Origin of the sequence: Cupriavidus sp. WGlv3, assembly GCF_023952475.1 — a bacterium.
GTDB classification, from domain to species: domain Bacteria; phylum Pseudomonadota; class Gammaproteobacteria; order Burkholderiales; family Burkholderiaceae; genus Cupriavidus; species Cupriavidus phytorum.
Window position 1 is genome coordinate 1 of the sequence record NZ_JALHRX010000032.1, and the last position, 26,354, is coordinate 26,354.

Here is a 26,354-nt window from a genome sequence, read left to right on the forward strand (position 1 = left end):
TCTCTGGCGGCTCCCCACTGCAACTATGTACCTGCAGGGTATAAGTCTTGCAGCTCCAGGTTTTTTTTCGTTGGTTGAAGTCTCATTCACTTTTCCTTGGAAATCCGCGAGGCCGAGTCGTACTTGTACGTGGCGGACAAGTAGAAGGCCCTCAGGTCGATTTAGGGATTACTTTTCATCAAACACGACAAGGTCATCCTTCCTTGCACTTTTCCCGTTTGCAGGTCGCAAAAATACCGGATCACTGCGCTACATCTTTTGCGTCGTCATGTAGTGGTCAACGCATCAAGGCCTGCCTCTAAGACAAAGGGAGAGGTCGGATTCTTCTTGGCCATCGATAGCCGCAGATCCTCACGTGCTCTCGTCACTGCTACGTAGAACAAGCGACGCTCTTCCGATTCGGTGCTTTTCTCATCGGGCACAACGGTTTCCTCGGCCCGGATGATCCATACCCGATCCCACTCTAGCCCCTTGGAGCTGTGCATGGTTGTTAGGATCAACGCATCCGGCGCCGGCTCATTGTTGCTGCGGCGCAGGAACTCCAGCCTGTCGGAAAATGGACCATTGAGCCGGGACAGTACGTCGAACGTCGTGGTCGTGGCCCGGCGGGCAGGATCAGAGTCGGTCTGGTGCATCATCCATTCGTACACTCCTTCCAGCACCAGCGAATAAAACTGCCGGTCGCAGAGCGTTCGCCACTCGACAAGCCGTTTCATAAGTTCCCGATAGCGATCCGCCGATGCTTCCGAAAGGCCCAGTTCCAGAAGCTCTTTTCTTTGGCGCTGTTCTGTATTCGCGCGGCCCTTGCTGTGCAGGAGCCGTAGTTCTTGGGTATCAATCCCGACAAAGGACAGCAGCGCGTCCACACCGGTACTCTTCGTCCTCTGGACCAGTTCCAGAAGATTGCACATGAGGGCGGCCTCAGGCCGGTTCAGAATCGACTTGCCGGACGCCCGAAAATACTTGACGCCATGCGATCGGCATATCGCCTCGACGGGGTCGAGAATGCGGTTGGTCCGGGCAAGGACTGCCGCCGATTGGCCATTCCTTACCGCCGCCGTCAGATGCTCCATCGCTGCGACAGCCTCGGCATACTCGTCAGCGAACCGCTGGAACTGAACCTTCCCGCCGGGGCCCTTGTACGCAACCAGTTCCTTTGGGATCCTGTCGCGGTTATTCCGGATGATTCGGTCCGCCGCCCCAAGAATCTCTGCGTGGCAGCGATAATTGTTGCCCAACACCACTGACTGCGCGTCAAACTGACGAATGAAGGATTCCATTCCGCGGAAGCCCAACGCTGATCGGAAGCCATAGATGCTCTGATCATCATCGCCAACAACGGTCACAATCGATCCGGCCTGAGCATGCGAGGCGATCCACTGATATTGGAGAGGGTCAGTGTCCTGAAATTCGTCGACCAGGAGGTACCTGAACGGATACGGCTCGATGGTGCCGTTCTGCATGCCTTCCACGGCTAGCCGAAGCATGTCCTGAAAATCAATCTTGCCGTTTCGCTCCAGTGAATCTTGGTAGCCACGGTAAAGCACTTCTTCGGCGCTGCCGCTTTGCACTTGGCCGAAGTTGGTCTTAATCGCTTCAACCGCCGCGATGGCGTCCTCCACCTTCCAGTCCAACCCTAGGTCAGAGAGAACCTGGATCAGAAGCCCGGTACGATCGCCATCGGTGGCGACGTCTGGCGCGCTGCCGCCGTCGCGCCGTCCAAGCTGCTTATAGGCGAGAGAATGGAACGTACCAGCAAGCAGTCGCCTCTTCGTCGCTGATCCGGCAAGCGCGAGTATCCGCTCGCGAAGCTCGACCGCGGCGTCCTTACTGAACGTCACTGCGCCCACAGTCACATGCGGATCCGCAAGCAGGACTGCGGTCTTGGCAGCGATCGTCGCCGTCTTTCCAGCTCCAGGTACCGCCACGGCGAGGCAGTGCTGACGCAGGTCCACGACTTCGCGTTGGGCGGGATTAAGGACTGCTAGTACCTTTTCGAGCGACATTGGAATCCCGTTGTGGTGCTGGTGATAGCACGTGTGAGCAAGTGCCCCGAAGTACGACTACGAGACAGATACGAGGCAGTTGGGGCGCTGATGTTGGTGGGACCATCTGTCACGGGGTGATAGCAAGTGCCCCCACGGGACAACTTGTTGCCTCTGGGGTGACGTGCTCACACCAGGTGACACTTGGGCTTACATCCCGCGCACAGTCGTCATTAGCTTCAGGTGCGTGGTGTAGCTGCGCAGCCCCAGCGGCTGGAACTTGCGCAGGAAGCGAGTGACCTCGTCGTTGACGTCGCTCTGGTCACGGATGCCGTTCCAGACCATGAAGTCGAACTGGTCCATGGTTTGATCGAACTTGATCAGAACCTGCAGTGCGCGCACGGAGAACCGCGAATAGGCTTGAACCTCGAGTGAAAGGGAGGGGCGCTGGATTGTCGGCACAAACACGATCTCGCCTTGTGCGCGCATTTCCTGTTCCCGTTGTTCGCGGTAGGCTTTCGCCACTCGCAATTGCTCGTCCACATAATCCTCAATCTTCGAGAGTTCGCGCTCCAGGTAGTTTTCGAGTGTCGACAATTCAGAGCGCGAGAACGTGGCAGCTCCGAAGCGCTGCAGGTTCAACGACATCCGGTTCATGTACGGCCACCATTGCTCGAACAGCGGCCGCAGGCGGGTGTGATTGAGCTTGAGCGCCACTGGAACAACTGCCGCACCGGCAAGCTCGCGATTGAGGATCTGCAGGCCGAGCTCGCGCCGGCGTCGAACGATCGCTTGGCGGTCTTCAGGCGCCAGGTCCCGAAAAAGGTTACGGGTGCGCTCCACCTGAGCCTTGCGCTCCTCATGATCCGCTGTCGAGATCAGACCTTCCTGGCGCAGTGCGTCGGCCGATTGCTCCATCTCCGCGAGTTCGGTCTCGACGTCGCCAGAACTGTCAATTGCGCCAAGCGTTGGAGGTGTTGCGACGAGCGGCGCAGCAGCTACGTCGGTCGGCGCGGATTGCTGCAGGGTCTCTTCGGCGGGGGTCAAATCGGTCGTGGTCATGATGTTCTCCAATATGTGGCCGGGCACCGGCCTTGGTAGTCGTTACGGCACCGGCTACTTGCCGACATGGAAAGACGCCGCAAGGCGCCAGCAGAGCAGGCCAATCAGGCAGACACCAAAGGTCCACCAGGTCGCCAGCATGGGAAGGGGTAACAGCAGGGCAGACGTCCCGAAGCCGAAGCAGAGCGTCAATCCATGGGCCGCAACGTGGAATGTCACCGGATTGGCGAACCCAGCCCCGGCGGCGCGAATCTTTCGCGATACGGTCCCGTCGTTAAATAACGCAACGAGCAGGACGATCGCGCCGAGAACCCAGTGATGAGCCACCGCGGCCCGGTACACCGCACGGTAGATCGTCAGCCAGAAATGCTGCATCCAACCTCTGCCGAAGGCGGCGGCGCCCCCGTCGGAGAAACTGGTCTGGCCGTCGGAGCCGGTGAACGATGCCTTGACCGCACCGCTGTCGATGAACCATTTGTGAAAGCGGGCGTTGGCCAGCGAAACGACGATATCCGCCCTTTCCTGGCCGAGCACGCGTTCAACCGACGCCTGTTCGGCCTCACTGATTTCGAAGGCGCGATCGTTCTGCATGAACGGCGCCAGGGTGCAGATCATCAACGGCGAGACGATCAACCACAAGCGTACGTGCGAAGCGAACCGGCTGTTGGCCATGTCAGATCCAGCGCAGTGCCAGCCATAGCGGCAGGCTCAGAAAAGCGAACAGAGCGCCCCAGAAGATGGCCGGCTTGTCTACCGAAATCTTGACGAGCGCAAAGCATGCCGCGGCCGCTCCGCTGGAGAATGACTGGGGCATCTCCTGAGCAAGGTGGGGCGGCGCCGTCAACCACTCATGCATGTGCAGGGCGAGAGCGGGATCGACACCACAGAGCCTGGCCGCAAGGCGAGCGGGGGCCTGTTTGACTCGGATCGCCGCCCGGCGCGCGTCAGTGTGCAAAGTCGCCAGCGACATCGTAGTTCTCGAAGTAGCGGGTGAAGGTGTAACCCGTCAGGACCCGGGCAGCGAGCTGAAACGCTGCGCAGCGTTGCGTGATTGCGCCAGGTGCCGGTTCGTCGACGACGCGGCAGACATAGCCATCCGGCTGGCGCTGCTCGAACGCCGGAATGGATTCGTGAAACGGATACCAGACGTTGTACTTTTCGCCCTTGAACGCGGCATAGCGCTTGCCATAGAGCTCGTGAGCGCGGGAGAACAGCCCCATCATGAAAGCGACGTTGGGATCGCCGTGCTTGCGGGCGGCGCGCCACGCCGTGATGCCGTCGGCAAGCATTTCCTTGACCAGCGGCTCCTCGCGGACGCGGAAATTCACGCCGATGTAGTCGACTACCCGCGTGCAAATGTCATCAAGGTCCGGCGATAGCGAGAGCACGGGCGAGAGCTTCGCCGAAAGCTTGTATTCCTTGACGATTTGTCGGAACAGGCTGCTGCGCATTGGTATTAGTCCGTGATAATTGGAATTCGACCCTGGTAGACGGCGCCTCCAGAGATTCGCAGGAAGTACTGCAGGTTCGGCAGTTGCATGACCAGGTCGTGCGGAATGAGCGGCGCCTTCTCAAGCTGGGCCGATCGAGACACAGAGCCGCTGAACTCGCCGACATGAGCCTCCGTTCCGGTGCTGGTGCTGCTTGAGACGACCAGGTTGCGGATGGCTGTGGTCCCGGCTTTCTCGGAGAACCACTTGGCCGTGTCGATGTCTTCCAAGCGTAAAACGATCTGGTTGTTCAAATTCCCCAAGACTTGCTGCATTTTTGCCACGTTTCCGAGTTTGGCCGTGAAGTCGGAGCGGGTCTGGTAAGCGACGAACGCCTTGAAGCCTGCCCCGCGGCCCTTGTTCAAGAGCTGGAGCAATTGCTCGTTGATGGCCTCGGCCGCTTCGTCGACAACCAGGACAATCTCGGGCGGCTTGGCGTAGAAGTTGTAAATCGCGCCGGCGACCGATGCGATGTCGGCCAGCAGCATCGACATGACCGCCTGCGCCACCATCGAATTGGATAGCGAATCGGCGCCGACATAAAGCACAGCCTTCTGCTTGATGACCTTGTCGATATCCCAGATCTCGCGGTCATCCTCAAAATCGTCCGCTTTGGGCGCCAGCATCAGTCCGGTCTCTCCGGTGGCAAGCATCTGCAGAAGGGGCAGGGCAGAGGCAATGATCCGGCCATAGTGGTCGCGGTCATGCTGAAAGGTTGAAATCAGGCCGTCGATCGTCTCGTGCCCCTTGCCGAGCTTGGCGAATCGATCGATGTACATACTGACCATGGCATCAAGACGCGTGCCACCCATCTTCTGTGCGACCTTCTGCATGTACGCCGTGACTTCCTCTTCCCAATCAGGCTTGCCGGCCTCAGGGAAAAAGCGCTCCAGCGCTCGCTCGAGCAAATTGTTGATGCCATTCTGAGCGTACTGGAGGATCGACCGGAGATTCGGCTTGTCGCCCACGTACAGCTCGCCCTTGACGGATCGGTCAATAAACAGGAAGGCAAACTGGCGAAACGGACCTTCCTCCATCAGTTGGGCGATGCGAGTCGGAATTTCCGACGGCTGGGACCAGTTTTCCAACGGGTTCAGGCGAATGGATCGCGAGGGCGCCGCCTGTTTCCAGTACAAGAACTTGCGTCCGGTGCGCTCGCATTCACGCTTGCACCGTGCGACCCAGTCGGGATCGTTCTTGGGATCGATCGCGATCAACACGTCATTGGGGTTGTGGATCACCTGCGTCGAAATCAGCTCGAACGTGCGTGTCTTTCCCGACCCGGTAGTGCCGCTGATTGACGTGTGACCGCCCATTGCCTTGTAGTGAAAGGGGATGGGGCCGCGCTGCGATTCCATGCCCCCGATCCAGGATTTTCCCTGTGGCGAGCGGTCCGCAATGCTGTGCTCGGGGGCGAACGTTTTCTCGATCGCCTTGACGGTATCCTTCGGCAGCCATTTGGGCAGCCCCGGAACATCGCTTGATGGCATACGCAGGATGTCGTGGGCGATCTGACAGTGCTTCTGCGTCCATTCATATCCGGTACCCAGATACATGGCATCCTCGTCTTTGTCTGCGGAGCGCAGCTGTCGGCTCTTTGCAAGCAGGTCTTCGATCCTGATCAGGGTCAGCCATTTCGTGGAGATGGCAAGCCGGAACCGCAGCGCCCGCCACACCTGTGTGGAACGAACGAGCAGGAATGCCAGGCAAACCAGTGAGAAGTAGGCTCCGTTTGGCATGCCGCTCACGAGCAGCACCACGCAAGCAAGCGCCCAGCCGACGGCGGCCCGGAACTCGTAAATGGGGCGGAAGTGGTTAATGTAATGATTCATGCGTCGGATTGCGGGCCAGGCATGATCAGGTTTCCTACTTCGTCGACCAGCAGGATGTCCTGGCCAACGATCTTGTAGAGATGCCTGAACTTGCGCAGATGCTCAATGAGTGTGTCGGAGGCAATGCCATAGTTGCCGAGTGAGCGCTTGCTGATAGCAACCTTTCCCTCAACACGCGTCACTTTCGTCTTTCCAGCGGCCGCGTCCTGCGAGAGCGCCTTGAAGAACTCGCGCATGAGGTTCGAGGTGCCAGCGAGTGCCTTGAAGGGATCCTCGGGCGTCGGCTCCTTGCGCAACGAACGCGCTCCGTCGAGTTGCACCACGTTGCGAGACGTCTCAACTCGTGCATGCGGCTCGCTGACCGCCGGCGAGCCGTTGGCCGTATCGGGCGAATCCGGTCTGCTACCTGCCGCTTGGGGTGGCGTCTCTGCTTCTGTCTTCGCAGTATTCGCGTTCGCCTGGGGCAGGTTCGCTGGCGACGTCGGGGCGTCGGCCCCATCGGCGGCCAGGCTCTGCGCCGCCGGCGCTGGGGTCGCGTCCGGGGCAAAGGCGGCACGGCGAGCCTTCACCTCAAACTGGGTTGTGGTGTCGATTGCTTGCCGCACAACCTTGTGCAGTAGCGTCTCCAGGCCTGACGGTCGTGGATCCGGGTTGATGGCGCCGAACAGTTCGGAGAGCACGTGGCTGTCGAAAGCGCCCAACCGTTCGGCCCCGAGGATCTCTCGCGCGAGCAGCGCCGTGCGCATCCGTTCGATCGGCAACGCTGCCTCCCGCCGCGTCACCTGGTAGGTGTCAGCGCCGAGCCAGCTGCCGAACGCCCCGTGTGCGGCAGGAACCCATTCCGCTCCATCCCGATGCCGAAAGAACTGGAAGTGGCGACAGGGCTCGTCCAGCCGCGAACAGCAGGCAGCCAGAAAGAGCGCATACAGGTACTGAGGTTCAAGCTGGCGCCGTCGTTCCGACGTCTGGTCTGCGGCAAATTTCTGAGCGCCGGAAAGGCGCATGGCGAAGTAGGCCGCTTCGACCGTGGCACGAAACGCCCCGCCGGGCTCGGCGTGTTCGGCCGGCCGAAGCGGCATGCTGGAGAACCATGCGGCGCAGCGTTCCAACACGCTCAGCCACTTGCTCTTGATGTCTGCCTCGTTCGTTTCGTTGGCGTATTGCCGAACCAACGCGAGGCGGCTGTCGTGGGCTGCCAGCAAGTCCGCTGCTGGCAAGGGGTGATGGACCGTCATTTCTTGCCCTTCTTGGCGAGGAACCCACCGATGCCGCCAGCTGCCTTCATACCCAGGCGAGCCGCGGCGCCACCGCTAAGACCACCCCCCGATCCAAAGACCGCACCCGACATCTTGGGAATCTCGAGTGCGACCAGCAGCATGAACAAGGCAACACCAAGGGCATAGGCGGCGCCAGCCAAAGATTTCGTGCCAATGCCAGTCTGATCAGCGATCGTGGAAGTGAAAGCGCTTGAAACGAGTCGCGCCATGATGGTTGAGATGACGATATACATCGAAGCGCCGATCATGAAATCGAGCCACGACATGAAATAGCGCCGTGTGTAGTCGGAGAACGCCAGGGCTACTGCAAGGGGGCCGATCACGATACCCACAGCGGCCTGAATCTCACCCAAGGCGATGAAGAAGCTGTACATCAGCGCTGCCACCGCGCAGACCACGAACGTAAAGAGAAGAGTCAATCCCGAAACCGCCACGCCGAGCTTGCTCAGACCGCTTGCCGCGTCCATCGCCTGGTTGTACGAGTCCAGGAATCCCGCGCCCACCGAGATGAGGGTCATCGCCGGATTGCTGGACCGCGTACCGGCGATCTTGTTGGCGAGTGTCGTGAACCAATCATAGATGCCCGGCGCAAATTGGCTGTATCCCACATAGATCGAGGCGAGAATGCCGAGCACCATGATGGTTTCCAGGATGTCGTTCCATGCGCTGGTTGGATCATTCGTGGCGGCGAACCGGATGGCGGCAAGCGTCAGCGTAATGAGCGCCAATCCGTATGCCACCTTGTCCGTCTCCGATCGTATGCTCTGACTGAGTGAGGTGGCGCCCCCAATCAGGCCGGTGCGGAAGGAATCGAACTGCCCAATCCAACTTTTGAGGGATTCGGCAACAGTGCCCGTCGGACCCGAGAAAGACGGCGGGGTCTGGGCAGACTCCACGGACTGGGAAGGGGACCCGGCTTCGGCACTCGTTGACTGAGCAAAGGCCGGGGCGGTGTGCAAGAGCACCGCGGTGACAAGCAGAACCAGTAGGCGCAGCAGCATGGCGTTCATTGCAACCGGATCAGTCAGCTTGCAGCTTGCGGGAGAACACGCGGGCGCGCAGCTGCTTGAGTTCTTCATCCTGCGCGATCGTAATCGCGCGCATGGCCTCGGCGCTTTGGGATTCCTTCGCGACGCTCTGTTGTTCCTTGTCCGCGTCGGCTTGAGCGCGAACGCTCATGAGCTGCAGCAGATCCGAGTTCTGGCTGGCGAGCACGTCCAGCATCTGGTTGGTCGTCTGCGCCGCGGCTTGCGCGGTCGGCGAGAGCTTAATGCTCGATTGAATCTTTTGCCGGCGCTTCGCCACTGACTGCGTATTCTTGTAGATTTGCTCGCCCAGGCTGAACAGGGCCTTGGCAGTCTTGTCGCCGTTCCTAAACAGATTGCGCTGGTCCTCGAACCATTGCTCCTTGGTTTTTCCCGAAGCGACGACCATGCTATGAATCTTCTTCAGGTAGTCGGCGTTGTCCGAAACCGTGCCGTAGAGGTCCTTGAGCGTGGTGCCGTAGATCTCGTACTTACCGATGTCATCGGCGATGGAGTCCAGTTGCTCCGTAATGGCGGCCACATCCAGACCTGTGGCCTGCAGAAGCTGGTTGGCCATCATCTTGTACTGATAGATGATGTTGGTATTCTCGTAGACCTCGGTTTTCAGCGACTGCATTGCCGTCATGGTGGTTTGCACGAGGCCAACCCAATCGGTGACCGGCAGGGCAGCGTGGGCAGACGAAGCCCCGAAGACCGAGGTTGCGATGGCGATGTTGGCGATCCACTTCTTCACGTTGTTTCTCCAAAGTTATGCTGCGCGCGCAAGCATTTCGCGCACATAGCGGTCCTGCCAATCGGATTCACCCGACGCGTAGTGCTTGTCGCAGATTGACTGTGCGACCCCGTCCGAGCGCAGCATGGCCACCATCTCGTCGGAGAATGCCGTCTGCAGCATTCGTGTCTGGGTGTTAGTGATCAGTAGGTAGTCGCGGTTAGGCACCGCGTCTGAAATCAGCTGCACTTGGTCATCGGTTAGCCCGAATTTCTCCTTGTAGAGTTCGGGACTGGTCTTAGCCTGGCTGTTAGGCAGGTAGATCCAGTTGGCGATGTTTTCCTTGAGGATCTCGAAGTTCGCCACGCGCGCAATCTGACGCAGGGACTGCGTCGCGCACCAGATGGCGCCGTTGAGCTTGCGGATGGTGGTGATCCAATCCTCGTAGCGCCGATAGAATCGCTCGTTCTGGAAGAAGAAGCCGCATTCCTCGACCTCGATGATCGTGTAGCGGATGCCATCCATCGACTGACTGATCCGGTAGAACGCATAATCGGTGAACAGCACCGCTGCGCGTTCGTACTTCTGGAACAGTTCACCCATCTCGATACACAGGTTGTCACTAACCGAGAAAGCGTCTTCGGCGTGATCGAAGAAGTGCCCGTACTGACCACCCTTGAGCCAGATCTGAAGCCGCCCGCGCAAATCCGCATGCAGCATCGTCGAGAGCGAGCTGAGGGTCCAGCGCTCGCGAGGGTAGCCAGCCAGCAGCTTGACGGCCTCAAAGAGATCCTGCACCTGCTGAGGCGACAGCGTGAAGTCGTCATCCTCTAGGGAGAGCGTCAGCCACTCCGTGATGTAAGTGAAGTTCTTCGGGTCGGCCAGCAGCGACAACGGATTGACCGGCGTGCTGGTCTGAAACTTCCCGGTGACGTCAATGAAGGTACCTCCGCTCAGCAGCGTCGGAATGCGTGTGGAACGGTCCTTGTCGAAGCGAATCCGCCGCGCCTTGTGCCTGTCGCCTTGCGACACCAGGAAATTCAGGAACACCGATTTGCCGGCACCGATCGGGCCGATGACGAACAGATGGCCGTTGCCGCCGCGCTGATGCATGTCGACGCGCTGAATTGTGCGGTGGCGCGTTGGCAGGCAGGTCAGGGGAGGCACTTCCGCTCCGGTCTTCTCGCTTAGCCACGCGTTATAGGACGGGCCTTCCAGGACCGAGCGAACCGGCGCGATGTCGGACACGGCCGGCGTTTCCACGAACTGGAGGCGGCGTTGCTTGTCCCAGCGGCCAGGCAGGGTACTGTTCCAAGCGGGCATCAGGTTCGCCTTCTCGCGGATCGTCCCGAAGCCGGCGTTGGTCAATGCGCCGACCACCTCGCTGACGGCGTCCTCGCATTCACCTTCGGAATCCGCGTAGACAATCACCGAGATATTGGCAAAGCCGTGCTGGATCCCCTCGGCGGTGAGACGCTTGAGTGCGTATCCCGCCTCCTTGGCCAGTTCCTCGCGGCCTTCGTCGTTCTCGCTTTCCTCCTTGGAGACGTACTGCTTCATCATGGAGCGCAGGTTCACCGCCGCCATCTTGTAGAAGCGGCGCACCTTCTCGATGTAGGCCGTGGCGCGCGCGGTGTCCAGAAAGCGGTACATGATGCAGATATCCAACTCGGCATCCACGTGCATCAGGCTGTCAAGCGCCGCTTCCTGGAAGCTCATCCATTCCTTCACCGCAACAACCGCGGCATAACGCTTGCCGTGGGCGGATTCGAATAGCAATCGCTCGGCGCCCACCGTGACCTCGGATTCCGTCAGGTGCGTGTCGAGCAAGGTGACAGGAAACCGGATGCGGCGCGGCGGCACGCTAGGATTGGCGACCTGGTGAAGCGCGGCATAGCTGTCCTGCATGGTGAGCCGGGTCGGCTTGATGCGCGGAATGCCGCCGGTAAATGCATCGAGCATGGCCTCGAAGCGCCGGGTATCCGCGTGCATCCGCTCCATGTCGAAGGCGAAAGCGCTGCGAGAGAGAACCGTGTCTTTTGCCGCCTCAACGATGGCGCCGTACACCGAGCGCCCCCCAACCGTCATGTGATAGCCAATCTTCTCGAAGAACTTTGCAATGCCCGACTCGGGGGTGTAGGCAATGCTGAGGGCGTGCGTGTTCCGGAAGTACCGCCCGGTGGTCATATGCGCACGGTTCAGTGCGTTCAGACGTGCGTCGGCGCTGTTGCTGAAATCGCCGTCGATGAAGCCGGTTGTGCGGCGGTGGGACAGCCGCCACCAGGCGGTGATGCGGTTGTCGAAGGATCGGCAAGCCTGGTCGAGCTGGTCGCGGGCCGAGGTAATGTCACTGGCATCGGCGCTATCCGCGTCGACACCCCGAAACTCATAGGCCGCCAGAAGTGATCCATCCTTGTTCAGGATCAGTTCCGGCGTAATGGACGTGAGCCACGGCACGATCTCGGCCAGCGGCCGGCGTTTCAGTTTCAGCATGGCAGGTCGCTGTCAAAGCCGTAAGGCCGGCGAAAGACCGAGTGAGATTTCCCGTGCCAGGGGACGGACTCGTACAGGTCGCCGTACATGTTGTAGATGTTGAGAATCTGGTTCCACCATGGATCCCGGCTTGTCAGCCAGGCCAGCAGCGCGTGGTTGCAAAGACCGCTGACGAATATCGCCGCCGGGATCTCCCAGCCACTGCGGTAAGTGACATAGATCAGCAGCGCGACGATGGTGCCGTTGGCGATGGCCAGTCCGCGTACCGCGCCGGCGATCAGGCGCGGCATCGACAAGCCGATGCTCACATGGTGCTTGCGCATGTCAGAAGCCGGTGCAGGCGGCCACAATATTCAGCGTCTTGAGGATCGACGGTGCCGCCGCGGCGAGGCCGACGCCCACGCACGCCCCCGAAATGAACTTGGACAGGCTCGACTCCGCATTGGCATAGGCGTACGCGCCGAGCACGATGACGATCAGGCCAATGACGAAGAGGTACTTGGTGTTGATGAAGGTGGCGATGCCACAGATGAAGTTGCCGAGATTGCCGAGGAACGAATCGTCCGCGGCGGCGGCGGAGGTGGCCACCGCCATCATGCCGACGAGCAACAGGACGGAAGGCGCGTACTTGCGTGCGGTGGCGCGGGCGCGCAGGGAGAACTGGGGGGTCATGCGGAGGGACTCCTGAGGTTAGAAAACGCGTTGGAATTCGTAGTCGTTGTTGCGAAATCCCTTGATCTCAATGATCTCGGAGAGCACACGCATGTCGCCCGATCGCTTCATGTGCACCACGTAGTGAATGCAGTCTGCGATGAGCCGGCGCATGTCCTCGACCTTCCAGCCGGAGCCGGGTGGAATGCCGAGGAGCGCCATGCTTTCGAGACGGGACAAAGCCATGCGTGGGCTTGGTGCGTGAAGAGATCCCATGCCACCGTCGTGGCCGGTGTTGAAGGCCTGGAGCATGTCGTATGCTTCACCGCCGCGGACTTCACCAACGAGAATCCGGTCGGGCCGGAAGCGCAGGGAGAGCGCAATCAGATGCTGCGTGGTGACCCCCTTGTCGGCGTTGGATAGCAGGCGCACAACGTTCGGCACGCTGGGCTTGAGTTCGGTCGTGTCCTCGATGGTGATGACGCGCTCGTCCGGCGGGATCTCCCCAACCATGGCGTTGAGAAGCGTGGTCTTGCCAGAGGACGTACCGCCTGCGACCAGGATGTTCTTGCGTTGTCGGACAAGCTCTCCAAGGGCCTGGGCGAGCGCTTCGTCCTCGACGCGACCGGTGAAAATGGGTGTTTCGGCTTCCGTGCGCGCGTGTCGCGAGGAGAAGGCACCGGCCTTCACGTAATCCGACAACCGCATGTTCTTCTCGCGATGGCGACGAATGCTGAGTGCGTGACCCTCGATCGAGGTCGGCTGCATCACCGCCGCAATCCGCAGGCCCTTGTGACCTGCGTTGATGATGCCTTGTGATGTCCCACGGACTGCGGACTTCTCGACAGAGGAGGCCAGTGACCGGATTGCCCCTTCGACCTTGAAGGGGTCGAGCACGACATCGAGGCGGGTCATGACGCCGCGCCGCTCGACCCAGATGCTGTTGTGGCGGTTGATCATGACTTCTGCGACATCATCCGCATGGATGACGTCGTGCAGCGGCGCCAGCGATTCGAAGAACATCGAAACGGCGCTATCGGCCAGCTGCGTGAGCTGCAGAAGAGGGTGGTTGGCGGACGCTGATTCCATGCCCGCTATTGTTGGCGGGCAAAGCCTGACTTTGCGGACCGAAAGCTAGGCCATTTTCAGGAGCTTTCGATCGAGTCTGCAGCGTGTGGCGGCACCGTCGTCGCGAAAAGGAACATGTTCCCTCCAATATCAGCGAAAGGCGCGGTCAAATCCTGAGCATTCGACGGGGGATGCGCCAATGCTGTCGCTCAGCATGTGCAATCGGCAGAACCGGCATCGGAAGCTCGTTCGCTCGTTAGCATTGAAGGCCGATGCGACAAATATGGAAAGCTCTGCAAAATGGCATAGCTTTCGAGGCCAGGTAGAGGGCAATTCGCTGATTCAATTAGCGGCATCCCAAAGTCCTGCCGCCACATGCTCTTCTCTCGCAAATCCACCGACAAAGCCAAGCCCCTGACCGTCGCGCCGGGCATGTATGGCGAAGAGCGTCCGGAGCAAGTCGTTTTCGATCGGACCACGCGCATCACCGTGGACCGCAACCACTGGAAGCTCGCTACCGCCGGCGCCGCATGCCTCGCGCTCGTCGCGATTCTGACCCGGGAGCCGCCGCCGTCGGTGGTGAAGGTCGTGGGCGTGTCGGCCGATGCGACGGGCAAGCCCATCACGCGCGAACTGGACGCATTCCACCCGGATGAACGGCAAGTGCAAGCTGCACTGAAGGATCTTGTGCAGCGGTGGTTCACCATCGAGCCCATCCTGACGCCGCAGATCGAATCATCGCGCATGGCGGCGAACCTGCGTTCGGTGCGAGAACAGATGCTGGGATCGGCGAAAGAGCAGTTCAAGGCATGGGTGGACGAGGATGAGCCGTTCCGGCAGGTGATGGCATCGCCGACGCTCACACGCGAGCCCCGGTTCACCAACATCGCAAGCCTGCCCGACAGCACGGTCGTGGTCGAGTTCGTCACGACGACAACCGAAGACGGATACAAGCCGCGCAAGCAGCGGTACGCGATTACCTTTCGCTACCAAGTCAAGCCGGCCGACAAGGAGGCCATGCTCGGCACGAATCCGTTTGGCGTGTTCCCCATCTTTTTCTCGATCCAGAAATCCGCGGCCTGAGCCGCGACTATGCCCATGGAAGCCCGTACCCCCTCCCGAGTTCTCCCGCTGGTCATCGCCCTTGGCCTGGCACTGTTGCTTTCCATTCCGGATGGCCACGCTGCGGACAAGACTGGGCGCCGTCCTGGCGCTGGCATTGCCGGGCTGGGTATCGGCGACCTGAGCGACGCCATGAATCCGGGGAATCCGTTCAATGGCGGTGTCGATCCTATCGCGCTGCCGGGTGACTCTCGGCTCGTGGTGTTCACGTACAGCCGGGACCAAATTTTCCGGGTGCTGAGCGCGCCATTGAAGGTCACGACCATCGAGTTTCCGGACGACGAGCAGATCGTTGGCGACCCGGCCTGGGGCGAGAACGTACGTTGGGACTATGACACCGATGGCGCCAACCATCTCTACGTGAAGCCGCAGGCGGCGGGCCTCGTCAATACGCTGTCGGTGAACACGAACAAGCGCAGCTACGAGTTCACGCTGGTGTCGTCGCCTCTGGGCGGTATCTTTTACCAGAAGGTGCGATTCCGCATTCCGACGTCGATCTCGGCCAAGGTCAAGGCCCGCAATGACTCGCGTAGCGAGCAGGCGGACAATGCGAAGGCGACAGAGGGGGGCGATTCGCGTAACGTCGACGCCGTGGCGGTGCCACCGGACCAGCTGAATTTCGAATACGCCATTTCGGGAAGCGCCAGCTTCAAGCCGGAGACCGCTTTCGACGATGGCAAGGCGCTATGGCTACGGTTACCTGCCGCCGCGCTTCAGAGCTGGCCGGTCGCCCTGGTGAAGGACGGCAGCGACTTCGTGGTGGTGAACCAGATCCGTCGCGGCGGCTATCTGGTGGTCCAGCGTCTGGCCGATACCGTTGTGCTGCGCTCCGGCGACGATGAAGTCAGGATCGAGCGTGGCCGTCGTCGCGTGTTGGGGCTGTTCTGATGCGCGGCGCGAAAATGGATCAGGTCACGTCCGTGACCGACGCGCAGGAGCGCACGGTCAAGGGGAAACTCCCTCGCAATGTGCTGTTCGCCCTCGGTGGCATCTCGGCGGTACTGGTCGGTGGGTTGGGCTACTACTTCCAAACCATCACCGACGATCAGCTCGAAGCGAAGGCGGAACAGGCGCGCGCGGATCAAATCAAGCAGCGTGCGGGCAACGCCGACACCGGCCAAAGCCTCGAGGCCGCGATCCGCGCGCAGGCAGACAAGGCCCGCGAGGAAGCGGAGCGGCAGCGCAAAGCCGCTATTGCCCCTGACACGAAAACGCCGGTCATGACCGCATCGGACCTGGGCGGCGGGGCGAAGGCCAGCCCCACCGTGGACCCGAATAAGAACGAGCAGGATGATCTCTACACGGCACCGGTGTTCAAATCGGGCGCGCGCAAATCGCAACTGAATCAAAGCCGGACGCCGCCCGGCATGGCCGATGTCACGGACCCGGCTCAGATGCGTGCGCTGCAGCAGGCGGTGGCGGCACGCCAGGGCGCTGCGAACGCGGCCGCACTGGCACAGGAAGGCGCGACAGCGCCACAGTTGCCCGGCGACCGGCAGTTCCTGCGGGACGCCGGCGGCACGACGACGTTGCGAACCGGCTTCGATGGCAAGTTGCCAAAATGCACGGTCAGCCGGGGCTTCGTCATCCCAGCGAACTTTGCCGGCGGACTCAACTCGGACAAGCCGGGCGAATTCCGCGCCACCGTGTCACAGGACGTCTATGACACCGTGCAGGGCAACTGCAAGGTCATTCCTGCGGGCAGCACGCTGGTTGGCATCTATAGCGCCGACATTGCGGTCGGCCAGGAGCGCGTCCTCACGGCGTTCGTGCGCATGCAACTGCCGAACGGCAAGACCGTGCCGCTGATGGGCATGCAGGGCGCTGATCCGGATGGCACCGCCGGCAATAGCGGCGACGTCAACAACCACTTTCTGAAGATCTTCACCGGTGCGCTGGTGATCGGTGCGCTGTCGCTTCGATTCAACGATAACCCAACCACTACCACCGTCGGGCCGGCGGGGCTGGTCGCCTATGGGAACGCTGCAGGGCAGATTGCCACGCAGACGGCGCAGACCATCCTGAACCGTAACCAGAATATCCGTCCGACCATCACGACCGAGCCGGGGCAAAAGATGCTGGTTCAGGTCAAGCATGACATCGTGCTGGAGCCCTATCGTGACTAAGCGGCTTGCGGGCATGCTCTGGTTGGCTGCCGGACTCATCACTGCCGGCGCACAGGCTGCAACGATCGACGCGGTCATTAGCCCCACTGCCATCGTGGTGAAGGTGGACGGGCAGGCCCGGTTACACACCATGGAAGGAAAGCCGGTTCTGTACTGCGGACTCGATGCGTTCCTTGCTTGGTCGGCACGTCTGCTGGGCGCGCAGGTCGATGCCGGGGCGGAAGCCGGCCCGGTCGTGACACTGGCTGGCAAGCCTGTGCCGATCACCGCATTGCTGGTGCGCGAAGGTTGGCTGCGCCCGTCCGCGCTGAACGATGCCGCTCAGGAAGCCATCGCGGAGCGGCGCGGTGGCTGGGCGTGCGCGCCGAAGACCGAGCCGTTCGCGCAGATGGGCGGCCGCGTGGATCCCAAGATTACAGCGGGCATCGCCATGAACGAGTCGTCTTACCGCGGCCGGCCCTGGCCTTGGACGCTTAACGTGGCAGGACGCGGCATGTTCTTCTCGACGCGCGAGGAAGCCTACGCGGCCATCAACCGGCTTCTGGCCAACCAGCGCTGCGATTTCGATGTCGGGCTGATGCAGGTGAACTGGTGCTACCACGGCAAGCGCTTCGCCTCGCCATGGGAGGCGCTGGCGCCGGCGACGAACATCCGCGTGGCGGAAGACATTCTGGCAGAGAACCTGCAACGAAGCGGCTCTCCGATGAAGGCGGTGGCGTGGTACCACAGCGCGAACCCTGAGCGCGGTGGGCCGTACTTCTCCCGATTCATGAAACACGTGGCGCAATTCCAATGATCAGGTCGTTCATTCTCTCTGCACTGGCGTTGGTGGCTGTACAGGCCATGGCCGCCGACACCGACCCGCTCGATTTCGACTACCAGGTCATTGCGCGCGCCGCCGATCGTCCCGCGATGGTGTTCAACGATGGACTGTCGACCTACATCCAGCCGCGGCACGGCCAGGTCGTGCAAGCCGACGGCGCCATCCAAAATGGCCCGTACTGGGTGATCGACGGCGTGCCGGAGGTGGTCCGCTACTCCGTCAGTGGTCAGCCGGTTGTCGCGCGCTGGAAGCGAGCCAACGGCTTCACGTCCGAGCCGGCAAATCCGGTGGGAGACATGCCACGGAGTCTCGCCGCGATCTCCGGACGACTGGCGATGATCGGCAACTACGCCGGCCAGCCGTTGGTGCGCGCTGGCCGTTCGAACCTGCCGCTCGCGCAGATGATCAAGTCGATCGCGCCGGCGGGGTGGACCGGCACCGCCCAGAAGGATATCTCCCTGACCGACGACGTGGCACTGGATACCCGCGGCGGGGAGAACTGGCTGCAAGCGCTCGCGCGGGTGCTTGAACAGCGCAATCTCTACGCGGAAGTGGACTTCACGCGCCGGAACATTGCGCTGCGTGCCGGACCGCCGAAGAGCTTCTCCGTGGCCGAGACCGGCTCAAGCGCCGCGACACCTGGCGGCGTGTTGCAGGCCGCTCTGACGACGCCGGGCAACGTGGCTGCAGCGCCGAAAGAGCCTGCGGCGCCGACGTTGCCGGTGGCTGGCACGCCGCTGCCGGAAGGGCCGACGTTGGCCTCCGCCTTCGGAGCACTGGCGATCCGTGACAACAAGCAAGGTCGGATCGAGATTCGCTTCGAGCAGGAGCCCAAGGACCTGGTCCTGCGTGACGAGACCGATAGCAAGATCTGGACGAGGTGGGACGAGGCCCAGCGCGTGTTGTCCTTCGCGACCGTTGACCGGTTCACTGCGACTGCGGACGGCAAGGCCGTCGAAGTCAGGCGCTCGCCGGAGATCGATTACGAATTTCCGCGCGAGAACAGCGCCGGCCTGGAAATGGTCTTCGAGAAAGACGGCGCCACCTACCTGAGCTTTGCCAAGTCGTTGGTGAGCGTTTCTGTGTTCGGTGATGAGCATCAGCGCAACGGTGAACACAAGGACCGCTACTACAAGTTCAACGGCATTGCCGCACGCCTGACGGTGATCGCGGACGGCAATGTGGTCTACGTGGACCGCTCGCCGCAGGTGCGGTTCAAAGAGCAGCCGGGCAAGGTGGCACTGTGAAGATCCGCTGGATGGTGGCGCTCACGGCATCCGCCTTGCTGGCCAGCGCAGCTCGTGCCGACTGCCTCGATGATGCCGCGAAGTTCCATGGGGTCAGCCCCTCCTTGCTCCGGAGCATCGCGTTGCAGGAGTCGGGCATGCGGCCGTGGGTCACGAATCGCAATGGCAACGGTTCGGAGGATATCGGCCTCATGCAGATCAACTCGATCCACCTGCCGCGCCTGGGCAGGTATGGGATCACGCGCGCCCACCTGTTTGATGGGTGCATCAATGCCTACGTCGGCGCGTGGATTCTGCGCGAGAACATCCAGCGCTTCGGACCAACGTGGAAGGCGGTCGGGGCCTACAACGCCTCCTCGCCCGACAAGCAGTTGCGCTACGCCAACCAGATTCATGCGCGGTGGCAGGCGCTGCAGCGCGCCGCCTTGCGGTAGTTCCTTCACCTCAACCGAACGCATAGTTATGTGCCAATCCAACCGAACCGTTCGCATTGCCGTCGCCGCAGCATCACTCTTGAGCGGCCTGATCCTTGTGCCGGCGGTGCACGCCTCGCAGCTGTCGAACGACGGCTGGCAGCAACTGCAGGCGCCACGTGCCGCCAAGGCTGCTGCCAGCCAGACATTGCTGGCCGCCAATACACCATCCGCAGGCGCAGCGCCGAGCAAGGCCAGCACGCCGGCCGTGCCGAACATCGCGCCGGCGGCCGGGGCCGTGTTCCGGCTTGTCAAAGGGGAGGCACTTCAACAGCAGCTTCAGAACTGGGCGAGCCGGGCCGGGTGGACGGTGGCCTGGAACGTGCCGGACGGCTGGATCGTGCCCGGCGACAAGGACTACGGCAGCGACTTCGAAAGCGCAGTCAAGCGGGTGGTGGAGGAGCTGGCCAATAACGGCGCCGACGTGGTGGGGGATAGCTGGCGCGGCAATCGCACGGTGATTATCAGCCAAAACGGGATGGTCCAATGATGATGAAGAAGAGCAATGCAGCGCGCTACACCGCGTCCGCCGTGGCGGCCGCCACGCTGCTGTCGGGCTGCGGTGTGATGGAAACGCGCAACGTACAGAACGCCATCGGCAACGAGGCGCACGCCGCATACGCCGATGCGCCTCGCAGCCGCCCGGTGTTCCGGGTGCATGAGGGCGCCTGGCTGATGGGGGAAAAGATCCGCGCCAGCAAGCCGCAGCCGGACATCTACAACAAACACGTGGTGTTCAAGGGCACGCTTGGATCCTTGACGGAAGCTGCAAACTGGATCGCGCAGAGCGTCGGCGTGCGCGCGACCGTGGACGCCTCAGCCGTGGCGTCCGCAACGGGCGGTTCGGCACCAGCGCAACCTGCCGCCGGATCGCGGCCGACTGGGCCAATTCCGATGGGTGGCACGCCCCGAGTGGACCTGGCCGCCCCGTTGGCCGGCGCTTCCGGCTCGGGCCAGGGTGCTGGCATGGCGATCACTACGCCCTTGACCCTCCGTTACGAAGGCAACTTCAAGGGTTTCCTCGATGCCGTCGAGGCGTATTTTTGGGTCTGGTCGCGTTACAACGATGGGACGGTGTCGTTCTTCCGGACGGAAACCCGGACCTTCATGCTGCCGAGCCTCGCGGATGCCTCATCCATGAACGGTTCGATCACCACGTCGGACAGCAGCTCCGGGGGCATGGCCGGCGCCGGCGGGAACGGCGGCAGTTCAGGCGGAAGTGGTGGCCGTAGCGGCCAGTCGATGAACATGTCCGTCGAGATGAAGCCGTGGGAAACGCTGCAGGCGACTGCCAAGGCCGTCGCTGGCGCGAGCGCCGAAGTCGTGGTCGACAAGAACCTTGGCACCCTGACCGTGACGGGCGATCCGGTGCAATGCGATCGCATCGAACAGTTCGTCAAGAGCCTGGCGGCCATGTACGGCAAGCAGGTGGCGATCGACGTGCAGGTCTACGAAGTCCGCGTCACGCGTGAGGACAACTACGGGCTGAACCTGTCGCTCGCCTATCAAAGCTCCGCTGGCCAGACCGGCGTCGCGTTCAGTTCCGTCAGCACGCCGACGATCTCAGGCAGTGCCACCCCCATGAATCTGGGCGCGACCATCATGAGTGGTCCTTTCGCCGGCAGCAAGGCCGTCGTGCAGGCGCTCTCGACGCTTGGCAATGTATCGCAGGTGGTATCGCGCTCGGGCGTCACGCAAAACGGCAAAGTCCTGGCTTTGCAGACCGCCACGCTGCAGGACTATGTCGCGCAGTCGCAAACGACGCTGGCTGCCAATGTCGGTTCCACCAGTTCCATCCAGACCGGAACGGTGACCTACGGCTTTACCAGCAACTTCCTACCCAAGGTGGTCGATGGCCGGATTCTGATGAACTTCGACATGACGCTGTCGGACCTGCTGCCGCTGCAGCGATTCAACTCGGGCGGGGACGCGAACCAGACCAGTGTGCAGCTGCGCACCATGCCGACCAACCGGTTCACGCAGTCGATCACCTTGAAGCCGGGTGAATCGCTGGTGCTCACAGGCCTGCGCAACCAGAAGGCGTCTACGACCAATAACGGCGTCGGCGAGCCGTGGATGGCCGCACTCGGTGGTGGCGTCGGTGCGCTCAAGGGAGACACGGTCATCGCCATCATGATCTCGGCCCGCTTGCTGTAACCCAGAGACAATTCCATGCAGAATCGCGCATTCAATCATCGTTGGCCCCCTGCCGCGCTGGCTTTTGCCGCTACCGTCGGCCTCTCGGCTGCCGCCCCTGCCAATGCGGCGTCGGCGATGTCGAACCCTGTCGCAGCGGCGATCGCGTCGGCGGGAGGCAGCCCAGGGACGTCGCAATCTGGCACCGCTCCGTCAATGCAACCGACGGCTGCCGCCCCAGCGGCGGGCGTTGCGAGCCCCACAGCGACGAGCACGCCCGCGGCAGAAGCCGTCCAACCGTTGCGTCCCACTGACGCGCCGGAACTCGCGGCTTTGCAGTCCCAAATGGCTTTGTGGAAGGCGCGCGCTGAGATCGCCAAGTACAAGGCAGAGGCCAAGCGGGCGGAGGATTCGCTGATTGCAGCTCCTGCCGGTGCGGCGGCGGGCGCCGGTGTGGCATCGATTTCGCTGGCCGGTCCGATGCCGGTCGGCGGCGTTGCAGAGCGCGCACCGCGGCTCGCGCCGGAGGCGCCCCGCGTGGTGTCGCTGCGCGCGTTCGACGGTCACTACAACGCGGTTGTGGAAGTCAGCGGTCGAACCATCCCAGTCCAGGCTGGCGACACGCTGGACGGCGGCTGGAAGGTCGTCAGCATCGACGACGGTGGGGTGAAGCTTGCCAACGGCAAGCGCGTGCGCACGCTGAGGCCTTGAGCGATGGCTGAGATCCTGTCATTCCCCGGACTGAAGGGCAGCTTCGCCATCGGGCTGACCTGGCAACACGAGGAAGCCCAGCCGAGCCAGGGTGTCCTACGCGCGCGCGCGCTGGAACTCGGCCGGAACGTCCGCTGGGGCCTGGTGCATCAAAGCGCGGAAGGGGCCATCCAGACCGGATTCTGCGAAGCGATCGCCGGCGCGAAGCCGGCCGGGCTGAAGCCGCTCGCCGCGGTCGTTGCCGGCCAGCACCGCCAGCCATGGAGGGGACTCTTCCACCTGCAGGGCAGCCTCTACTGGTACATCGCCGTCCGGCAGGGCCACGCCGTCATTGCCGGTGGCGACCGGGTGGGCACCCTGGAGGAACTGGCACCGATCCGGGAGCGGCATCGCGCCCTTGGGGAATGGACGGAGGTAGAAGGGACGATACGGGATCTCGCCAACATGGCGCGGGCTGCAAAGGGCGTGTCGCCTATGCGGGACGTGCTGACTGGACCTTGGAAGTCGACCTCCTATGCGGTGGCAGCGGCAATCGGCGTCGTGGCGCTTCTCGTCGGAGGCTGGTACTGGTACGACCAACAGCAAGCCGCTGAGCGTGAGGCGCAGTTGATGCGACAGCGCGCGGTTGCCGCCGCGCAGCTCGCCAATGAGGCCGCAAGGCAGCGGGCCATACCCTGGGTCGAGGAGGCGATGCCGACCGCCTTCCTGCAGGCCTGTCGCCGCGCCTGGGACCGGCAGGTCCTTGCGGAGGCCGGCTGGACGCTTGCCAGCTGGCGCTGCAAGCCGGCCACGTCGACCGCCCTGACGATCGAAACCACGTGGAAGCGCGATGGCGGCTTGGCTGCCAATGCTCCCGGAGCGCTTTCCACGGACGGCAATCAAGCGACGGCGACGGCGAATGCGCCGGCGGCATTCCTGCCTTCCCCGCGCGCAGTCAGTGCGACAGCCGCCGCGCAGCGGTCGATGTGGACGTACGCACAGGGTAACGGCGTGAGCTTGCAGTTGACCTCGCCGCCCGCGCTGCTGCCGGCAGACGGCAACACCCCGGTCGATCCGTGGCTCGCCATGACCGCGGACATCGGCTTTGGCGCGCCGCCGTGGCTGGGTGTGGGCGAGGGACTGGATGACGTGGCAGGCCTGCGGCTGACCGAAGTCAGCTACGAAGCAGCTGCCCAGTTATGGAAGGGCACCGGAAAACTGTACGCAATGCGGGACGGTGCAGTGCCGCCCGCTGGGAGTCAATGATGGTCAAGACCCTATCGCGCCTGTGGCGCAGTCCACGCAACGCCTCGACAGGGGGCGCCGCACTGGCGGCGCGCGCCGAGCCGTCTGTGAAGTCCGATGCCCTGGCGTTGCCGAAGCCTCCCGAGGTGCTTGAGCCGCATATCCTATACCCGCGCAACCTGCCCGCCACCTTCGACCGTGTCGCCTTCAACCTGAACCATCTGACTGCCGAGCAGGCATCGGCGCTTCGCCAGCGCGCCGCGGAAAGCGGCCTGCATGTGGAAGATGTCGCCAAGGAGCTTGGCCTGACCGATGACAACGTGCAGCAGGTGCTGGCTGTGCACGGTTGCGATATTTATGTGGATGCCCGGCATTTCGGCACGCCGCGGCTTCTGACCTGGGAAGCCAAGCTGCGGCGCAGCGGTGCGGCGCCCCAACTGCGCAAGGTGTCCGCGCAGGAGCTTGCCGTGTTGCGCCAGCAGCGCGGTTCCGGTCAACTGCAGGATACGGACCTGCAGACCCTGACCCTCGCGCGCCGGCTGATCGCGGATTGCGCTGTGCTGATCGCCTCGGACATTCACATCCTGGTTCGCGAGCACCACACCGAGATTCAGGTGCGGATCAAGGGAGATCTGCGCACGGTCTCCGCGCTATCGATGCGCCGCGAGGAGGGTGAACGCCTGATCCGCGCGATGTACACGGGCCTCGCCACGGTGAAGGCCGCGACCTATAACCCGCTGGACGTGCAAGACGCGCAGATCGCCGGCGACGCGCTGCCGGGCACCGGGCTTTCGAGCGTGCGGATCGTGCGTGGGCCCGCTTACCCGGTGGAGAGTGGTGGCGGCTTCCTCGTGGCGCGGCTGCAATACCGGGAGCACCATGAGGGCGCGCTGAAGGCGGACGCGGTCGACGCGGCGAAACGACTCGATCTGCGCTCGCCGAAAGCGCCTGGCGGCGAATTCAAGCTCGGCCAGATGGGCTACACGCCGCTGCAGGTGGACCTCATCTCGCAGCTGCTGCGCCGGCCCATGGGCGTGATCGTCGTGACCGGCCCGACCGGGAGCGGCAAGACCACGACGCTCTTCGAATGCACACGGCATCAGGCACGCCTCTTCCCGGAGAAGCGGCTCATCACGATCGAGAATCCCACCGAATATCCGATGGACTGGGCGATCCAGCTCACCACGGAAAGCGAGCGGTTCCCGGAGATGTTGCGCATGACGTTGCGGATGGACCCGGATGCGGTGCTGTTGGGCGAAATCCGCGGTGTCGAGGAAGCGATCGCGACACTGCAGGCGGCGGCGACCGGCCACCAGGTGCTCACCACGCTGCACGTGACCGACCCGTTCGAGACGTTCTCGCGGCTGGTGATGCTGGACCATGTTCGCCTGGCGATGGAGGTGATCGCCAATCACAACCAGATCATCGGCCTCATTGCGCAGCGGATTGTGCCACTGCTGTGTCCGAAATGCTCTGTGGAGCTGGACAGGGCCCCAGAACCACTGCCGGATTACATGCTCAGTGCGATGCGAACCTGGGGCGATCTCTCGGAAGTCCGAGTGCGCGGCGCGGGCTGCGGTCACTGCCACGGCGAAGCCATCATTGGTCAACAGGCGGTAGCTGAAGTTGTCGTGACCAGCGAGCAGCTTATGCAGGATTGCATCAACGACGGCGTATTGGCAGCGCGGCGCAATCATCGGCGCCGGGAGGGTTCGGACAAGCCCATGATCGCGCACGCGATGGACCTTGTGCTGGCGGGACGCCTGAGCCCTGTCGATGCGGAGCGAAGCGTAGACGCCATTCCGATGAGGGATCAACTATGAACGGGCTGTCTTGGACGATGCGCCGGCGCCTGTATCAACAGGCATCGAGCCAGTTGGAGAATGGGCTGACTCTCGCCCAGGTCATTGAGGACTTCCGGGAGCGGCAAGCACGGCGAGGCCGCAAGCGCGCCGCTGAGGCGGCGCACGAGGTCGGTCGGCAGGTGCGCGATGGCAAGACGCTGATGGCGGCGATGGGTACGAGCCTCAGTGATCTGGAGCGCAGCGTGCTGGACGCCGGCGAGAAGGCCGGGCAGTTGCCGGACGCTATGCGGCTGGTGCTGGATGTGCGCGAACTGACGACGCGTCTGCGGCAGAAACTGCAGGCCAGTTTTTTCGCGCCGGCCGTGTACCTAGTCACGCTGTATGTCGTCCTGCTGCTGATCGGCGGCTACATCGTGCCGCAGTTCACCGATGTGCTGCCGATCGATAAGTGGACGGGCTGGGCATATGCCATGTACGGAATGGGCCAGTTGGCTGTGGGATGGCCGGCGCCGGTCATCTTCGGGAGCCTCGGTGCCTACGCAGTCTGGAGCTGGTGGGCGTTGCCGAGGTGGGCTGGGCCGGGCAGGCGATTCTTTGACCAGCATGTGTTTCCGTTCACGGTGTACCGAGAGATCACCGGATTCAGCTGGCTGATGTCGTTCGTCGCGCTGCTGCGGGCGAAAGTGCCTGACATCGCAGCGCTGGAAGGCCAGATCGGCACGGCATCGCCATGGCTGGCCTCACGCCTGAGGCCGATTCGACTCGGCCTGGCCGATGGCCTGGACCTCGCCGAAGCCATGCGGCAGACCGGGAACGGCTTCCCTTCGCTGGATCTGATCGATGAAATCGGCGCGTATGCCGGCTTTGACGACTTCACCGAGAAGATCACGGTGGCCGTGCGGCAGAACGCCGAAGTCATCGAGCGGCAACTGCTTGCGAAGGGGATGGTGATGTCGGCGACCTTCACCGGACTGATGTTCCTCGCCTTCGTTGTTCTGCAGCTCGGCTCCAACTCGCTCTCGGAGATCCTCACATCTTCCATGGGCAAGCTCTGACAATCGCTTTCGCAAT

Annotated in this window: 25 protein-coding genes; 12 read left to right on the forward strand and 13 right to left on the reverse strand. The window is 62.5% G+C overall.

What is annotated here, in order from left to right; all coding sequences use genetic code 11:
- Nucleotides 1-266 precede the first annotated feature (266 nt).
- From MKD38_RS28465 to MKD38_RS28525, 13 genes are all read right to left on the reverse strand, one after another.
- A complete protein-coding gene (locus MKD38_RS28465; RefSeq protein WP_012354582.1) occupies nucleotides 267-2,006 on the reverse strand; it encodes an ATP-dependent helicase in 1,740 nt (579 codons plus the stop codon).
- 189 nt (nucleotides 2,007-2,195) lie between these two features.
- Nucleotides 2,196-3,047, reverse strand: coding sequence for a hypothetical protein (locus MKD38_RS28470; RefSeq protein WP_012354581.1), 852 nt, complete (start codon nucleotides 3,045-3,047; stop codon nucleotides 2,196-2,198).
- A gap of 54 nt (nucleotides 3,048-3,101) precedes the next feature.
- On the reverse strand, nucleotides 3,102-3,719 hold the full coding sequence (locus MKD38_RS28475; protein ID WP_012354580.1) for an IncC plasmid conjugative DNA transfer DtrJ family protein: 618 nt from the start codon (nucleotides 3,717-3,719) through the stop codon (nucleotides 3,102-3,104).
- A 1-nt stretch (nucleotide 3,720) separates the two neighbouring features.
- On the reverse strand, nucleotides 3,721-4,017 hold the full coding sequence (locus MKD38_RS28480; RefSeq protein WP_018003854.1) for a hypothetical protein: 297 nt from the start codon (nucleotides 4,015-4,017) through the stop codon (nucleotides 3,721-3,723).
- Nucleotides 3,992-4,498 (reverse strand): hypothetical protein, encoded by a 507-nt coding sequence (locus MKD38_RS28485; protein WP_012354578.1) that lies wholly within the window; start codon nucleotides 4,496-4,498, stop codon nucleotides 3,992-3,994. The genes MKD38_RS28480 and MKD38_RS28485 overlap by 26 nt, the downstream gene beginning before the upstream one ends.
- Nucleotides 4,499-4,503: 5 nt before the next feature.
- Nucleotides 4,504-6,369, reverse strand: coding sequence for a conjugative transfer system coupling protein TraD (traD, locus tag MKD38_RS28490; RefSeq protein WP_012354577.1), 1,866 nt, complete (start codon nucleotides 6,367-6,369; stop codon nucleotides 4,504-4,506).
- On the reverse strand, nucleotides 6,366-7,604 hold the full coding sequence (locus tag MKD38_RS28495) for a TraI domain-containing protein (RefSeq protein ID WP_012354576.1): 1,239 nt from the start codon (nucleotides 7,602-7,604) through the stop codon (nucleotides 6,366-6,368). Before MKD38_RS28495 ends, traD begins: the two co-directional genes overlap by 4 nt.
- Entirely contained in the window at nucleotides 7,601-8,656 is a 1,056-nt protein-coding gene (locus MKD38_RS28500) for a TrbL/VirB6 family protein (protein WP_012354575.1), read from the reverse strand. Before MKD38_RS28500 ends, MKD38_RS28495 begins: the two co-directional genes overlap by 4 nt.
- 10 nt (nucleotides 8,657-8,666) lie before the next feature.
- Entirely contained in the window at nucleotides 8,667-9,425 is a 759-nt protein-coding gene (locus MKD38_RS28505; protein WP_012354574.1) for a TrbJ/VirB5 family protein, read from the reverse strand.
- A 15-nt stretch (nucleotides 9,426-9,440) separates the two neighbouring features.
- On the reverse strand, nucleotides 9,441-11,897 hold the full coding sequence (locus MKD38_RS28510) for a VirB4 family type IV secretion system protein (protein ID WP_012354573.1): 2,457 nt from the start codon (nucleotides 11,895-11,897) through the stop codon (nucleotides 9,441-9,443).
- Nucleotides 11,891-12,220, reverse strand: a complete 330-nt coding sequence (locus MKD38_RS28515; protein ID WP_012354572.1) for a type IV secretory pathway, conjugal transfer protein — start codon at nucleotides 12,218-12,220, stop codon at nucleotides 11,891-11,893. The genes MKD38_RS28510 and MKD38_RS28515 overlap by 7 nt, the downstream gene beginning before the upstream one ends.
- 1 nt (nucleotide 12,221) lies before the next feature.
- Nucleotides 12,222-12,569: a TrbC/VirB2 family protein gene (locus tag MKD38_RS28520; RefSeq protein ID WP_012354571.1), complete on the reverse strand. Its 348-nt coding sequence runs from the start codon at nucleotides 12,567-12,569 to the stop codon at nucleotides 12,222-12,224.
- Nucleotides 12,570-12,587: 18 nt separating this feature from the next.
- Complete coding sequence (locus tag MKD38_RS28525) at nucleotides 12,588-13,637, reverse strand: TadA family conjugal transfer-associated ATPase (protein ID WP_012354570.1); 1,050 nt, start codon at nucleotides 13,635-13,637, stop codon at nucleotides 12,588-12,590.
- A gap of 354 nt (nucleotides 13,638-13,991) precedes the next feature.
- Here MKD38_RS28525 and MKD38_RS28530 point away from each other — a divergent pair, with 354 nt between their 5' ends.
- The 12 genes from MKD38_RS28530 to MKD38_RS28585 all read left to right on the forward strand — a co-directional run bounded on the left by MKD38_RS28530 (nucleotide 13,992) and on the right by MKD38_RS28585 (nucleotide 26,338).
- Nucleotides 13,992-14,699 (forward strand): VirB8/TrbF family protein, encoded by a 708-nt coding sequence (locus tag MKD38_RS28530; RefSeq protein WP_012354569.1) that lies wholly within the window; start codon nucleotides 13,992-13,994, stop codon nucleotides 14,697-14,699.
- Between the two features lie 15 nt (nucleotides 14,700-14,714).
- On the forward strand, nucleotides 14,715-15,626 hold the full coding sequence (locus MKD38_RS28535; protein WP_012354568.1) for a TrbG/VirB9 family P-type conjugative transfer protein: 912 nt from the start codon (nucleotides 14,715-14,717) through the stop codon (nucleotides 15,624-15,626).
- A 14-nt stretch (nucleotides 15,627-15,640) separates the two neighbouring features.
- Nucleotides 15,641-16,864 (forward strand): TrbI/VirB10 family protein, encoded by a 1,224-nt coding sequence (locus MKD38_RS28540; protein WP_012354567.1) that lies wholly within the window; start codon nucleotides 15,641-15,643, stop codon nucleotides 16,862-16,864.
- A complete protein-coding gene (locus MKD38_RS28545) occupies nucleotides 16,857-17,660 on the forward strand; it encodes a lysozyme family protein (RefSeq protein WP_012354566.1) in 804 nt (267 codons plus the stop codon). The genes MKD38_RS28540 and MKD38_RS28545 overlap by 8 nt, the downstream gene beginning before the upstream one ends.
- On the forward strand, nucleotides 17,657-18,934 hold the full coding sequence (locus MKD38_RS28550; protein ID WP_012354565.1) for a TrbG/VirB9 family P-type conjugative transfer protein: 1,278 nt from the start codon (nucleotides 17,657-17,659) through the stop codon (nucleotides 18,932-18,934). Before MKD38_RS28545 ends, MKD38_RS28550 begins: the two co-directional genes overlap by 4 nt.
- An 11-nt stretch (nucleotides 18,935-18,945) precedes the next feature.
- Entirely contained in the window at nucleotides 18,946-19,368 is a 423-nt protein-coding gene (locus MKD38_RS28555; protein WP_026163867.1) for a lytic transglycosylase domain-containing protein, read from the forward strand.
- A gap of 79 nt (nucleotides 19,369-19,447) precedes the next feature.
- Complete coding sequence (locus MKD38_RS28560) at nucleotides 19,448-19,897, forward strand: toxin co-regulated pilus biosynthesis Q family protein (RefSeq protein WP_018003857.1); 450 nt, start codon at nucleotides 19,448-19,450, stop codon at nucleotides 19,895-19,897.
- Entirely contained in the window at nucleotides 19,894-21,564 is a 1,671-nt protein-coding gene (locus MKD38_RS28565) for a type II secretion system protein GspD (protein WP_012354562.1), read from the forward strand. Before MKD38_RS28560 ends, MKD38_RS28565 begins: the two co-directional genes overlap by 4 nt.
- Nucleotides 21,565-21,759: 195 nt before the next feature.
- Nucleotides 21,760-22,254: a type IV pilus biogenesis protein PilP gene (gene pilP / locus MKD38_RS28570; RefSeq protein WP_256461666.1), complete on the forward strand. Its 495-nt coding sequence runs from the start codon at nucleotides 21,760-21,762 to the stop codon at nucleotides 22,252-22,254.
- Between the two features lie 3 nt (nucleotides 22,255-22,257).
- Complete coding sequence (gene pilO2 / locus MKD38_RS28575; protein ID WP_012354560.1) at nucleotides 22,258-23,499, forward strand: type 4b pilus protein PilO2; 1,242 nt, start codon at nucleotides 22,258-22,260, stop codon at nucleotides 23,497-23,499.
- Nucleotides 23,496-25,301 (forward strand): GspE/PulE family protein, encoded by a 1,806-nt coding sequence (locus MKD38_RS28580; protein WP_012354559.1) that lies wholly within the window; start codon nucleotides 23,496-23,498, stop codon nucleotides 25,299-25,301. Before pilO2 ends, MKD38_RS28580 begins: the two co-directional genes overlap by 4 nt.
- Nucleotides 25,298-26,338, forward strand: a complete 1,041-nt coding sequence (locus tag MKD38_RS28585; protein ID WP_012354558.1) for a type II secretion system F family protein — start codon at nucleotides 25,298-25,300, stop codon at nucleotides 26,336-26,338. The genes MKD38_RS28580 and MKD38_RS28585 overlap by 4 nt, the downstream gene beginning before the upstream one ends.
- Nucleotides 26,339-26,354: the final 16 nt, after the last annotated feature.

Coding starts and splice junctions, on each gene's coding strand:
- MKD38_RS28465 (WP_012354582.1), bottom strand. CDS start 2,006: ATGTCGCTCGAAAAGGTACTAGCAGTCCTTAATCCCGCCCAACGCGAA.
- MKD38_RS28470 (WP_012354581.1), bottom strand. CDS start 3,047: ATGACCACGACCGATTTGACCCCCGCCGAAGAGACCCTGCAGCAATCC.
- MKD38_RS28475 (WP_012354580.1), bottom strand. CDS start 3,719: ATGGCCAACAGCCGGTTCGCTTCGCACGTACGCTTGTGGTTGATCGTC.
- MKD38_RS28480 (WP_018003854.1), bottom strand. CDS start 4,017: ATGTCGCTGGCGACTTTGCACACTGACGCGCGCCGGGCGGCGATCCGA.
- MKD38_RS28485 (WP_012354578.1), bottom strand. CDS start 4,498: ATGCGCAGCAGCCTGTTCCGACAAATCGTCAAGGAATACAAGCTTTCG.
- traD (WP_012354577.1), bottom strand. CDS start 6,369: ATGAATCATTACATTAACCACTTCCGCCCCATTTACGAGTTCCGGGCC.
- MKD38_RS28495 (WP_012354576.1), bottom strand. CDS start 7,604: ATGACGGTCCATCACCCCTTGCCAGCAGCGGACTTGCTGGCAGCCCAC.
- MKD38_RS28500 (WP_012354575.1), bottom strand. CDS start 8,656: ATGAACGCCATGCTGCTGCGCCTACTGGTTCTGCTTGTCACCGCGGTG.
- MKD38_RS28510 (WP_012354573.1), bottom strand. CDS start 11,897: ATGCTGAAACTGAAACGCCGGCCGCTGGCCGAGATCGTGCCGTGGCTC.
- MKD38_RS28515 (WP_012354572.1), bottom strand. CDS start 12,220: ATGCGCAAGCACCATGTGAGCATCGGCTTGTCGATGCCGCGCCTGATC.
- MKD38_RS28520 (WP_012354571.1), bottom strand. CDS start 12,569: ATGACCCCCCAGTTCTCCCTGCGCGCCCGCGCCACCGCACGCAAGTAC.
- MKD38_RS28525 (WP_012354570.1), bottom strand. CDS start 13,637: ATGGAATCAGCGTCCGCCAACCACCCTCTTCTGCAGCTCACGCAGCTG.
- MKD38_RS28530 (WP_012354569.1), top strand. CDS start 13,992: ATGCTCTTCTCTCGCAAATCCACCGACAAAGCCAAGCCCCTGACCGTC.
- MKD38_RS28535 (WP_012354568.1), top strand. CDS start 14,715: ATGGAAGCCCGTACCCCCTCCCGAGTTCTCCCGCTGGTCATCGCCCTT.
- MKD38_RS28540 (WP_012354567.1), top strand. CDS start 15,641: ATGGATCAGGTCACGTCCGTGACCGACGCGCAGGAGCGCACGGTCAAG.
- MKD38_RS28550 (WP_012354565.1), top strand. CDS start 17,657: ATGATCAGGTCGTTCATTCTCTCTGCACTGGCGTTGGTGGCTGTACAG.
- MKD38_RS28555 (WP_026163867.1), top strand. CDS start 18,946: ATGGTGGCGCTCACGGCATCCGCCTTGCTGGCCAGCGCAGCTCGTGCC.
- MKD38_RS28565 (WP_012354562.1), top strand. CDS start 19,894: ATGATGATGAAGAAGAGCAATGCAGCGCGCTACACCGCGTCCGCCGTG.
- pilP (WP_256461666.1), top strand. CDS start 21,760: ATGCAACCGACGGCTGCCGCCCCAGCGGCGGGCGTTGCGAGCCCCACA.
- pilO2 (WP_012354560.1), top strand. CDS start 22,258: ATGGCTGAGATCCTGTCATTCCCCGGACTGAAGGGCAGCTTCGCCATC.
- MKD38_RS28580 (WP_012354559.1), top strand. CDS start 23,496: ATGATGGTCAAGACCCTATCGCGCCTGTGGCGCAGTCCACGCAACGCC.
- MKD38_RS28585 (WP_012354558.1), top strand. CDS start 25,298: ATGAACGGGCTGTCTTGGACGATGCGCCGGCGCCTGTATCAACAGGCA.